This window comes from Pseudomonas avellanae BPIC 631, from assembly GCF_000444135.1.
Lineage (GTDB): Bacteria > Pseudomonadota > Gammaproteobacteria > Pseudomonadales > Pseudomonadaceae > Aquipseudomonas > Aquipseudomonas avellanae.
In genome coordinates, this window is sequence record NZ_ATDK01000564.1 from 35,513 (window position 1) to 47,215 (window position 11,703).

General features: G+C 58.4%; 13 protein-coding genes. 6 read left to right on the plus strand and 7 right to left on the minus strand.

The features are described from left to right. Position 1: 1 nt before the first annotated feature. The 3 genes from trhO to DW49_RS0125625 form a co-directional block, all read right to left on the minus strand. A complete protein-coding gene (gene trhO / locus DW49_RS0125615) occupies positions 2–955 on the minus strand; it encodes an oxygen-dependent tRNA uridine(34) hydroxylase TrhO (RefSeq protein WP_005616448.1) in 954 nt (317 codons plus the stop codon). A gap of 170 nt (positions 956–1,125) precedes the next feature. Beyond that, entirely contained in the window at positions 1,126–1,419 is a 294-nt protein-coding gene (locus DW49_RS0125620; protein ID WP_005616447.1) for a BolA family protein, read from the minus strand. A gap of 15 nt (positions 1,420–1,434) precedes the next feature. Then, complete coding sequence (locus DW49_RS0125625) at positions 1,435–1,968, minus strand: DUF2059 domain-containing protein (RefSeq protein WP_005616446.1); 534 nt, start codon at positions 1,966–1,968, stop codon at positions 1,435–1,437. Positions 1,969–2,137: 169 nt separating this feature from the next. On the opposite strand from DW49_RS0125625, the gene DW49_RS0125630 reads away from it, so the two are divergent. Beyond that, positions 2,138–3,532: a class II fumarate hydratase gene (locus tag DW49_RS0125630; protein ID WP_005616445.1), complete on the plus strand. Its 1,395-nt coding sequence runs from the start codon at positions 2,138–2,140 to the stop codon at positions 3,530–3,532. Beyond that, positions 3,525–4,139, plus strand: coding sequence for an NAD(P)H-dependent oxidoreductase (locus DW49_RS0125635; RefSeq protein ID WP_005616444.1), 615 nt, complete (start codon positions 3,525–3,527; stop codon positions 4,137–4,139). Before DW49_RS0125630 ends, DW49_RS0125635 begins: the two co-directional genes overlap by 8 nt. Positions 4,140–4,163: 24 nt before the next feature. On the opposite strand, the gene DW49_RS0125640 is transcribed toward DW49_RS0125635, so the two are convergent. Together DW49_RS0125640 and DW49_RS0125645 are read right to left on the minus strand one after the other, a co-directional pair. Beyond that, a complete protein-coding gene (locus DW49_RS0125640; protein ID WP_005616439.1) occupies positions 4,164–5,126 on the minus strand; it encodes a DMT family transporter in 963 nt (320 codons plus the stop codon). A gap of 100 nt (positions 5,127–5,226) precedes the next feature. Continuing rightward, positions 5,227–5,826: a tRNA-uridine aminocarboxypropyltransferase gene (locus tag DW49_RS0125645; RefSeq protein WP_005616436.1), complete on the minus strand. Its 600-nt coding sequence runs from the start codon at positions 5,824–5,826 to the stop codon at positions 5,227–5,229. Between the two features lie 39 nt (positions 5,827–5,865). On the opposite strand from DW49_RS0125645, the gene DW49_RS1000000132975 reads away from it, so the two are divergent. Continuing rightward, a complete protein-coding gene (locus tag DW49_RS1000000132975; protein WP_024420555.1) occupies positions 5,866–6,369 on the plus strand; it encodes a hypothetical protein in 504 nt (167 codons plus the stop codon). A gap of 90 nt (positions 6,370–6,459) precedes the next feature. On the opposite strand, the gene DW49_RS1000000133970 is transcribed toward DW49_RS1000000132975, so the two are convergent. Then, positions 6,460–6,582 carry a PA1414 family protein gene (locus DW49_RS1000000133970; RefSeq protein WP_003378919.1) on the minus strand — a complete coding sequence of 41 codons (123 nt, stop codon included), beginning with the start codon at positions 6,580–6,582 and terminating at the stop codon, positions 6,460–6,462. 196 nt (positions 6,583–6,778) lie between these two features. Then, positions 6,779–8,143, minus strand: a complete 1,365-nt coding sequence (locus DW49_RS0125660) for a DNA recombination protein RmuC (RefSeq protein ID WP_161780213.1) — start codon at positions 8,141–8,143, stop codon at positions 6,779–6,781. Positions 8,144–8,902: 759 nt separating this feature from the next. Between DW49_RS0125660 and DW49_RS0125665 the strand changes: the two genes are divergently transcribed. The 3 genes from DW49_RS0125665 (at position 8,903) to DW49_RS0125675 (ending at position 11,432) form a co-directional block, all read left to right on the plus strand. Further along, the gene (locus tag DW49_RS0125665; RefSeq protein ID WP_003378916.1) at positions 8,903–9,208 is read left to right on the plus strand and encodes a hypothetical protein; all 306 of its coding nucleotides are present in this window, start codon (positions 8,903–8,905) and stop codon (positions 9,206–9,208) included. Between the two features lie 480 nt (positions 9,209–9,688). After that, a complete protein-coding gene (locus tag DW49_RS0125670; RefSeq protein ID WP_003378914.1) occupies positions 9,689–9,907 on the plus strand; it encodes a hypothetical protein in 219 nt (72 codons plus the stop codon). A gap of 241 nt (positions 9,908–10,148) precedes the next feature. Further along, positions 10,149–11,432 (plus strand): OmpP1/FadL family transporter, encoded by a 1,284-nt coding sequence (locus DW49_RS0125675; protein WP_005616428.1) that lies wholly within the window; start codon positions 10,149–10,151, stop codon positions 11,430–11,432. Positions 11,433–11,703: the final 271 nt, after the last annotated feature.

Sequence of the window (11,703 nt, forward strand, 5' to 3'; positions counted from 1 at the left end):
CTCAGGCCTCGGAGGGTAGGCGATAGTTGCGCCCGATAGGGTGGGGCTGATTGCGAGCCTTGGCCAGTTCGATCTGCTTTTGCCGGTCGATGGCGCTGCGGCGGGTTTTCTCGCTCAGCGAGTCCCAGCAATGCGGGCAACTGACGCCTGGCGCGTAATGCTCGCTGGCGCGGTCTTCGGCGCTGATCGGGGTGCGGCAGGCGTGGCACTGATCGTAGTCACCTTCGGTCAGGTCATGGCGTACCGTGACCCGGTTGTCGAACACGAAACATTCGCCGCGCCACTGACTTTCCTGCTCGGGCACTTCTTCCAGGTATTTGAGAATCCCGCCCTTGAGGTGGTAAACCTCCTCGAACCCCTCGCCGAGCATATAGCTCGAGGCTTTTTCGCAGCGAATGCCACCGGTGCAGAACATGGCGACCTTCTTGTGCACCGCCGGGTCGAAATGCGACTTGATGTAGTCCGGAAATTCACGGAAAGACGTCGTTTTCGGATCGATGGCGCCCTCGAACGTGCCAATCGATACTTCGTAATCATTACGGGTATCGATCAGCAGCACCTCAGGGTCGGTGATCAGGTCGTTCCAGTCCTTGGGCTCGACATAAGTGCCCACGCTCTTGTTGGGGTCGACGCCTTCGACACCCAGGGTCACGATCTCTTTCTTGAGCTTGACCTTGGTGCGATAGAACGGCTGCTCGTCGCAGTAGGACTCTTTGTGGTCGATGTCGATCAGGCGCGGATCGCTCTTCAGCCAGGCCATCAGGCCGTCGATGCCTTCGCGGCTGCCGGACACGGTGCCGTTGATGCCTTCGTCGGCAATCAACAGCGTGCCCTTGATGCCGTTATCGACCATGGCCTGCAGCAGTGGCTCACGAAAGGCTACGTAATCGCTGAGGGTCACGAATTTGTATAGCGCCGCTACGACGATCGGCTGACTGATCGACTCTTGAGTCATGTATCTCTCCAGTGGCGACCCTCGCAAAGGGCCTACCGGGCAAAAATGGCGGACAAAAAAAACGCACCGGCCAGGCGGCGCGGTGCGGATTCTAGCAAAAACCGGAGTGCAACAGGCGGGTCAGCGAATCAATTGCCCGGCAAAGGGGCGCGATTCGCGCAACGCCCGGATCAGTGACCGCCAGCGCAGGTCGGTGAAGCAGGCGCTGCACCGGTTTTGGCCCACTCGTCAGGCGTGTAGGTGTGCAACGCCAGCGCATGAAAGTCGCCCATCAGCGCACCCAGCGTGGCGTAGACCTTCTGGTGGCGCTTGACCGAATTCAGGCCCTGAAACTGATCACTGACCAGCACCGCCTTGTAATGCGTCTGCTGGCCACGGCTGTGCATGTGGCTCTCGTCGAGCACTTGCAGATGCTGCGGTTGCAGCAGCGCAAGCGCCGACTCGATTCGATTTTGCATGGTCATGGTGGGGATCGCCTGTCAGGGCTTCTTGGCCGGAGCCGGAGCCGGAGCCGCTGCCTTGGCAGGTTCCAGTTCGGCGGTCATGTCAGCCAGCAGCTTGTTGACGACCGGCACCGCGCTTTCCAGCTTGCCCTGGGTCAGTTGCGCCGATTGCTGAGCCAGCTCAGGCATTTTGGTCATCACTTTCTTGCCCAGCGGGGACTGGTAGAACGCAACCAGATCCTTCAGCTCGCTTTCGGTGAAGTTGGCGGTGTACAGCTTGACCATTTCAGGCTTGAGCTTGTTCCAGCCAATCGCCTGGTCCAGGGCGGTGTTGGCTTTGGCCTGATAGGTTTCGAGCAGCGCTTTTTTCGATGCAGGTGCCTTGGTTTCAGCAAAACGCTGGGCGAACATCTGTTGAACCTGCGCGTAGACCGGAGCGCCCAGGCGGTCGGCGTTGGCAAGCTTCAGGAATGTTTCGGCGCTCGCGTTGTGACTGGCGGTGTCGGCGAAGACCTGGCCGCTGGCACAGACCAGGGCTACCGCGGTACAAATGGCACGAAGACGGGTCATCGAGTTTCCTTATCTAGCAAACGAGGCATTACCCCAGGGCCGACCATTCTGCGCTTATCTGGGCTTTTGGCTCAACCCCCGGTTCACCCAGCGGTTAAAAACCACTGCGCGGGAACCCTGCTCACATATGACTACCTAACCCTGCAACGTACTTAAAGGAGTAAGACCAGTGAGCCGTACCGAAACCGACAGCATCGGCCCGATCGAAGTCCCTGAAGATGCCTATTGGGGCGCGCAGACCCAACGCTCACTGATCAACTTTGCGATTGGCGACCAGCGTATGCCGCTGGCCGTTCTGCATGCGTTGACCCTGATCAAGAAAGCCGCCGCACGCGTCAACGACCGCAACGGCGACCTTCCCGCCGATATCGCCCGGCTGATCGAACAGGCTGCCGACGAGGTGCTCGACGGTCAGCACGACGCGCAATTTCCGCTGGTGGTCTGGCAGACCGGCAGTGGCACGCAGAGCAACATGAACGTCAACGAAGTGATCGCCGGCCGCGCCAACGAACTGGTCGGCCAGGGCCGTGGCGGCAAATCGCCGGTCCACCCCAACGATCACGTCAACCGCTCACAAAGCTCCAACGACTGCTTCCCGACCGCCATGCACATTGCCACCGCGCAAGCGGTCAAGGACCAGCTGCTGCCGTCGATTGCCGAGCTGTCCAGCGGGCTGGCCGAACAGGCCGCGCGCCACATGAAGCTGGTCAAGACCGGGCGCACGCACATGATGGACGCCACGCCGATCACCTTTGGTCAGGAACTTTCGGGGTTCGTCGCGCAACTGGATTACGCAGAAAAAGCCATTCGCGCCGCCCTCCCCGCCGTCTATGAACTGGCGCAAGGTGGCACCGCAGTCGGCACCGGGCTCAACGCACCGAAAGGCTTCGCCGAAGCCATTGCGGCAGAACTGGCTGCACTGTCGGGCTTGCCGTTCGTCACCGCGCCGAACAAATTCGCCGCACTGGCGGGCCACGAGCCGCTGGCTGCGCTTTCCGGCGCACTGAAAACGCTGGCCGGCACCCTGATGAAGATCGCCAACGACCTGCGTTTACTGGGTTCCGGCCCGCGCGCCGGGCTGGCAGAAGTCAGGTTGCCAGCCAACGAGCCCGGCAGCTCGATCATGCCCGGCAAGGTCAACCCGACTCAGTGCGAGGCCCTGTCGATGCTGGCCTGCCAGGTCATGGGCAACGACGTGACCATCGGTTTTGCCGCCAGTCAGGGCCATCTGCAACTGAACGTCTACAAGCCGGTGATCATTCACAACGTATTGCAGTCGATCCGACTGCTGGCCGACGGCTGCAGCAATTTCAATGAACACTGCGTCGCCGGCATGGAGCCAGACGCTGAAAAAATGGCCGAGCACCTTGAACGCGGCCTGATGCTGGTCACCGCGCTCAACCCGCACATCGGGTATGACAAGTCGGCGCACATTGCCAAAAAAGCCTACACCGAAGGCCTGACCCTGCGTGAAGCGGCCCTGGCGCTGGGTTACCTGACCGACGAGGAGTTCGACGCCTGGGTGCGCCCGGACAAGATGCTGGAGGCGGGCAGCAATGGTTGACGCCAAAAGCGGCGCGACACCCCTGGAAGGCAACGGCAAACGCATCCTGATGGTTTACGGTACGCCGAAAGCCATCAGTTTTTGCCACGCGCTGGGCGACGCCTACGCGCTGGCTGCACGGGGCGAAGGGCACGTGGTGCGGATCATCAGGCTGGGCGAGCTGGATTTCGACCCCATTCTGCACAACGGCTACGATCAGACCCAGACTCTGGAGCCTGATCTGCTCGATGCGCAGCGCCAGATTCACTGGGCCGAGCATCTGGTGTTTGTCTATCCGGTCTGGTGGGGCGGCTTGCCAGCCCTGCTGACGGGTTTCTTCGATCGGGTGTTGACGCCCGGCTTTGCCTTCAAGGCCCACGGCCGCAAGCAGCACGCCAATGAATTGCTCAGGGGTCGGACCGCAGAACTGCTGGTGACAATGGACACTCCGCCGCGCTACTTTCGCTGGATCTATGGCGCACCGGCTCACCGGCAGATGGTGCGCACTGTCCTGAGCTTTTGCGGTATCAAGACCAAGCGCCTGACCGAGTTCGCCCCGATACACAGCGCCACCGAGCAGCAGCGCCAAGAGTGGATTGTACAAGCGCAGGCATTGGGCAAGCGCTGATTGGCGCTTCGCTCAAAGCATCGTTCAGGAAACCTGCGCCAGCCTCGCCTTTCGCGCCCTGAGACCGGCGATCAACGAAGGGCCCAGCGCGGTCAGCGCCGACCCCAGCACCACCAGCAATGCGCCGCCGTAACCCAGCACATTCAACTCTTCAGCCTGCACATAGTCGGGCCACAACCACGCAGCGCTTGCCACCGCAGCCAGCGTGACCAAGGGCGTCAGCGCGAGGGTCGCACTAACCCGCGATGCTTCCCAATGCGCCAGCGCCTCGGCAAAAGCGCCATAGGCCACCAGCGTGTTCAGGCAGCACGCCAGCAGCAGCCAGCCTTGCAACGGGCTCAACAGCAACGCCTCGGCAGGACGCGCCCACGGCGTGAGCAACAGCGCGCAGAACAGGTAGATCACCATCATGACCTGCAGCGAATTCCACACGGTCAGTAACTGTTTCTGACTCAAGCCATAGAAGGTCCAGATCGTCGAAGCCAGCAGAATGATCAGCACGCCGGTGGTGTAGTCACCCAATGAGGTGAACAACTCCACCAGGCGCTGATTGAAGAAGAAGCCGAAGCCGATCAGCAGCACCAGCAAACCGACGCCCTGGCCCAGACTGAAACGCTCCTTGAACAGAAAGATACTGCTGATCAGCAGGAAGATCGGGCCCACTTGCACCAGCAATTGCGTGGTGCCAGGGCTCAGCAGGCGCAAGCCGATCAGGTACAGCACGTAGTTGCCGACCAGCCCGAACACCGCCAGCAGCACCAGCACTTTGCCTTTGCGGCCCAACACTTTGAAGCTGGGCAGGCGCTTGACCGACGCCAGCCAGATGAACAACAGCGCGCCGGAAACAGACAAACGAAACCAGGTCACGGTGACCGGGTCCATGACCTGCAAAACCTGTTTGAGCTTGATGGGCAGAATGCCCCAGAGCAGCGCGGTCAACAGCGAAAGACAAAGGCCATAGACCCAGCGTCCAGATGAGATATGCATCGAAAATTCCGAAAAAGGTAAAACATGATCCTCATTCTAGGCGCTGACCTGAAAAGCAACAGCTACAGCTGGGCACGGTTAACGTCGCAAATTGTGTTCTTTACTGTTGATTGCCGTGATTGCGCTGATACGTGTTGTCGCCCATGGCCTGAATCTGGCCGTCGATCAGGGCATCGAACGGCTTGAGCAGCGCCTCGAAAGCGTTCGGCGCTTCCAGCGTCTGCAAGGTATGAACGATGGCTTCCAGCGTCGATAACGCCTCCGGACCGGGCGCTTTGCGCAGTCGATAACGCGAAGCGGGCACACTGCCAAGTGTCACCCTCGGCAGCGCGGCCAACAGCGGGTTGAGGTGCAGCAGCTTGCGCGCCTTGCGCCAGGTGCCATCCGGGACGACCAGCAGCATCGGCATGGCATCAGGCGTGTAGGCCGTCAACGTCTCGGCCGCGTCGCCTGGAAACAGCAGCCGCGCTTCATAGCCTGGCGGGTACAAAAGCGTGTGCAGATCATCGAACACTTCACCCACGCACAGCTGCGCATTGACCAGCCCCAACGCTGCCAGTCGCGCAGTGTTCAAGGCATGCCTGACTTCATCAGGATGCTGCAGGATCAACACCCGCGTGCGGCTGTCGATCTGCGGGATCAAGGCGCAGAGGCAATACGCAGTCGGGCGCAGGCAACGTTTACAGCGGGCGCGGGGCATCGGTTCTCGCTCGGCCTGTCTTTAGGGGGTCAATCAAGCATGCTGCGTTGTGCCATGACCTGTGGTCCGGCACAACCGCCTGTCGAACAGCGGCGCAGTTTAAACAAAACGCCGCCGCTGCGCCGGGGCAAACCGTCGCTGCGACAGCGATTTGAGCTAGCCTTGAGGTTTGGGCTGGTCAATGAAGTACGCCTGCTGAATCTGACAAGATCAACATCAGGGGCTTTCATGAATCGCGAAGCAATCAAACAAAAGGTGTTTGACGCACTGGGCATCATTCTAGTGGACAAGAGCGTCATTGACGAAGACGCCACGTTCAGCGAACTGTTTCTCGAAGACGAAGACGTCGAGAGCCTTTTTACTTCACTGGAAGAAGCGTTCGGCCTCACCTTCCCACGGCCCATCAAACAGCAGGCAATCGACAACGCCAGAGAATTCTCTCTGCACATGATCGTCGAGCTGGTGGTAATGATGGGGAAGGAAACACTGTCGAGAGAGGGGAAAGACGAGAAACGCAAAAGAAAACCCGGACGTCAGCATTGAATAATGCCGGCCCATTGATTCGGGGCGGTCCAGTGCGCCCCGATGAGATTGCAGCGTTCGCTACCCTGCCAGCAGGGTCAGGCGAAAGGTTTACCGGCGTTGACGACGACGATTGTCATCGGCGCGAACCGGAATGGGTTGCAGCTTTGGTCGTTCGATCAGACCCAATGCAACGCCCAGATCATGGAGCCATTCTTGCAGTTTGGTATTCATGGAGCCCCCTTGAGGGAAAAACCCGGCAGTCAATCTGTACTTATCACTCACAAGGATCATAGAAGCAAATGAACCATTAGCCGAGTGTCACGGAAACAATTTTTCCGATGCAGCCAATGTGACATTTGTGCAGGCTTGCTTCTAGTCTTTGCGACGGACGGCCTGTTACTGAACGTTGCATGAGTACCGAAAAAAATCAGTCAGGTTGCCGAATCAAACCCTCGCCATCTGTCATCGCCCGTTCAAGCAGGTCAGCGGGCAGGCTCTTGCTGGCACGCGCCCCCAGCAACTTGAGCTGCTCGCTACGGCTGATCAGGTTGCCGCGCCCCTCGGTCAGCTTGTTGCGCGCGGCCGAATACGCCTTGTCCAGTTGTTGCAAGCGGTTGCCGACCTCATCCAGGTCCTGAATGAACAGCACGAACTTGTCGTATAGCCAGCCTGCCCGCTCGGCAATTTCGCGCGCGTTCTGGCTCTGGCGCTCCTGCTTCCACAGGCTGTCGATCACCCGCAATGTGGCGAGTAATGTCGTGGGGCTGACAATCACGATATTACGGTCAAAGGCCTCCTGAAACAGATTGGGCTCAGCCTGCAATGCCGCTGAAAACGCCGCCTCAATCGGCACGAACAACAGCACGAAATCCAGACTGTGCAAACCTTCGAGACGCTTGTAATCCTTGCCCGAAAGCCCTTTGACGTGATTGCGCAACGACAGTACATGCTGTTTGAGCGCGGCCTGACCAATGACGTCGTCATCAGCCGATACGTACTGTTGATACGCCGTCAGGCTGACCTTGGCGTCGACCACCACCTGTTTGTCGCCAGGCAGCATGATCAGGACGTCGGGCTGAAAGCGCTCGCCATCCGGCCCCTTGAGGCTGACCTGGGTCTGATACTCGCGGCCTTTTTCCAGCCCGGCATGTTCCAGCACGCGTTCCAGAATCAGCTCACCCCAGTTGCCCTGGGTTTTCTGCCCCTTGAGCGCGCGGGTCAGGTTGGTGGCTTCGTCACTCAGGCGCAGGTTGAGCTGCTGCAGACGCTCCAGCTCCTTGGCCAGCGAAAAACGTTCGCGGGCTTCGTTCTGATAACTCTCTTCGACGCGCTTTTCGAACGATTGGATGCGCTCCTTGAGCGGCGTGAGCAATTGCCCCAACTGCTGCTGACTGGTTTCGGCAAACCGCTGCTCGCGCTCGTCGAAGATCTTGCCAGCCAGTTCAGCGAACTGTGCCCGCAGTTCGTCCCGGGAACCCTGCAAGTCGTTCAGGCGCTGCTGATGGCTGTCCTGCTGTTCACGCAGCTCGGCATTCAGCGCTGCGCATTGTGCGTCCAGGCGGCGCAACTCGGCTTCTCTGCCGGCCCGCTCATGGCTCCAGCCCTGCGCCGTTTCACGGGCGTTCTCGCTGTCCTGGCGCAGCAGCTCGACTTCGCGCCGCAGCGCGGCGAGGTCGGCCTGTTTGGCCGCATTGGCCTGGCTGAGGTCGCTGACCTCGTCACGGCTGGCATCGAGCTGTGCATTGAGACCTTCCTGCACCATTTGCGCCGTGCTCAGACGTTCGTCCAGCAGCGCGCTCTCAGCTTGACGCAGTGCCAGACGACGCTGTAACTGCCAGAGCAATGCCAACAATGGCAATGCGGCTGCAGCAAGCCCCAGTAACAGGCTGTTGAGGTCCAGTGCCATAAAGACTCCATGCAGGCTGAATCATCGCCAGCGGCAGTGTGGGTAACGCGGATAATGCAGCACAAACACAGTGCGCAGTGAGGCGAGATCATCAGGCGGGGGCAAATCGGGGGAACGGATTGTACGCATTTTCAGCGCAACGCACAGCCCCTAATTCAGGGACAATTCACTCGGTACAATCCACAGAAGCTGTGGATAACTCAGTGGACAACCCACCTTTAACTTCCGCAAACGCAAGCAGGATGGGGCCTGCGCTCAAACTGACGATTTTTTCACCAGCTAAAAAAAACGATGTTTTTCATTGACTTAATAATTCACCATCATAAATCAAACCCTTAGCAACGCTTGTGACAGTGATGTGGCAGCTTGCAGCGCTAATGTGCACAACTCCTGGCAGAGGCTTTTTTCAGCTATTTCATCCTTCATATAATCGTTGCTCAATTGCATCGGATTCTCAGTAAAGACGTGGCTTTCACGTGTTTTTACGACCCGGAAATCATTGCGACCACGAGCGCTTTCATCTGCGCCGTGCTGCCGAAAAAACCCGTCTGGCGATAAACTGCGCTTTTTGCGGTCAAAGCACTGCTCAAAAGTACCCTGCCGTCAGTCGTCGACGACTCAATGAATGGATCCATCAGGAAGATAATGCGGGAAATACTGAAGTTCTTCGTGTTGCTGATGGCCGTCTGCGTCATCGCCGTCGCGGCCAGCCTGGTGCTGCCGTCACCGGACGGCAGTGTTTTCGCGTGCGCCGTGCTGCTGTCGGCCATTGCCGTGACGCTGATCATCTGCAGCGACCTGAGCAGGGGGCGCATCAACCAGACAGGCGACATCATGCGAGCGATCGAGCACCGCCACTCCCTGCGCCTGACCATCGCCGCCTACCTGCTGGGCTGCTCGATGGTGGCCTCTGCGACGGTGCTGATCTATAGGTTGATCGGGCACTGGTAAATTTATTCGATAGCCCCCTTGCGCTGTTGGTGCGGCATCGGTAATATTGCCGCCGTTAGTACCAAGCTGAAAATCAATTCCGGTCGACAAGTCCCCCGACAGACACTCCTCCATGCGACGAGAATGTTGGCAACAAGGGATCGACCACCTTGATGGTTTCCAGACATGAACCTTTCGCACTGATGCACCATTTAGGGTGGCAGTGCAGACACGGCTCTCATGGTCTGCCTCAACCAGCCTGCAATTGATCAGGATCTTCACCCGGAGCGTAGAACCTTTGCTCCTGTTGTGTTGCCTGCCCTCCTAAGTACCTACCGGTCAGCCAGAGCGCCATACGATAAAGCGCGCTTCAACTGCCTGTCTTGTTCCAGTCAGGTTCTCCGCCCAGCCAGGCTTTTGTATCAAATGTCGGCCCGCGTTTACTGGAATCTTTATTTATGCACGGTATTGTTCCGTGTTGTTTCAGGAAACACCTTGAATATGAATACTCAAACTCAACATGCAATTCACACGCTTACCCATGCTTTTGCCCCGATGAACTGCCTGATCATGGCCGCTCGCAAAGGCTGCTTCAGTTTCACCATCGTCAACGAACACGGCATCGCTCGTCACAGCGAACGCCTGTACCCCGATCAGTACGCCAGCGCAGAGCCGCTGCAGGCTGTGATCGAGCGTACCCGTCAGGCCCTCATCGCCTGACGACAGCCGTCCACCGCAAGCCCGAAAGCCCCGCCCTGCAAAGCGGGGCTTTTTTATGCTTGCGATAATAGCGCTCCGAAAAACTAAAAGTGCGTCACTGTAACTTCGTAACAAATTGAAGTTCTTACCGCATAATCAGGATTGTCCTACAATAATAGCTCTAAATCGGGCTCCTCAGGCTATAGCGCGCCATCGAAAATGTTGGTAATTTCCGATCGGTGAACAACAAGGAGTTCTAATAATGAAAATAATGACAAAAGCACTGAACCGGACAACTCTTGGACTCGCCTTGGGTCTGGCTTCTTCTCAACTGCTCGCTGCCGGCTTCGCCCTCAACGAACAAAGCATCAGCGGCATGGGCACCGGCTTTGCAGGTCGCTCCTCTTCCGCCGACGATGCCAGCACCGTGTTCGGCAACCCTGCCGGCATGTCGCGTATCAAACGTGAACAAATCAGCGTAGGCGCCGCAGCCGTGATCGCCAAGACCGACATTGACAACGGTCGTGGCACGTTCGGCGGCAGCAACGACGGTGACATGGTTCCCGTGGTTGGTGTGCCAATGGGCTACTACGTCAAACCTATCGATGATCACTGGGCATTTGGTCTGGGCGTGTACGTTCCGTTCGGCCTGGTCACTGATTACGAGAAAGGCTTTGCCGGCCGTTACTGGGGCGACAAGAGCCACGTACAGGTCGTGACCTTTCAGCCGACCGTCAGCTACGCATTCAATGACAAGGTTTCCATCGGCTTTGGCCCGACCATCAACCGTATCGACGGTGAATTGACATCGGCCACATTGAACGGCCGAAGCGCAGGCACCAATGATGGTGAGGTGAAGATCAAAGGTGATGACACCGCCATCGGCTTCAATGCCGGTATTCTGGTGCAAGCCACTGACACCACTCGCGTGGGCCTGACCTATCACTCCAAGGTCGATTACAAGCTCGAAGGCAAGACCAAAATCGAAGGTTCAGGCTTCGGCGGGTTCTCCGGCCAGAAGTATGACGCTTCGCTGGATATCTCCACGCCTGAGTCGGTGGACTTCTCCATCACTCAGCAGCTTGATGAAAACTGGACTGTTTATGCAGGCAGCACCTGGACTCGCTGGAGCCGCCTGAAAGACATCACGGTCGAAAACAGCGGCGTCCCTGCCCTGCTGGGTGGCTCTGCCGGCCCAATCGGCACCATCACCGAAGAGCAGAACTGGCACGACACCTGGGCACACGCCATCGGTGCTTCGTACAAGGTCAACAAGGAGTGGACGCTGCGCACTGGCTTCTCCGTTGATCAGTCTCCGACCAACAACGTTAATCGATCCCCTCGCATCCCGACTGGCGATCGCAAGATCATCAGCTTCGGTGCTGGCTGGAGCCCGACCGACGACCTGACCATCGACGTGGCGTATTCGTACCTGCGTGAAGATGAAACCAAAATCCGCGACAGCAGCGCGAGCAAGCAGTCGTACAGCGCTGACTATCGCAACACGGCGCACGGCCTCGGCACTTCGGTTACCTATCGTTTCTGATAAGTAGCGGTCATCAGGCTGAAAAAAGCCCGCAACCGGTGACGGTTGCGGGCTTTTTATTGCGTGCATGTTGCGCTCAACGTTATGCACAAGTCCGGAACGGCCAGGCACGCTGTGCTTTGACTATCGTGCCGATGCTCTGCGTCGGCATGCCGCTCTGCGCCGTCTGTGTGGCGCTGCACGTCACTGCGTCGTCAGTGCCATCACGGTAAAAAAGCGCTTTCTTTCAACTATCGTGCGACGCTCTGCGTCGCATGCCGTTCTGGACGCT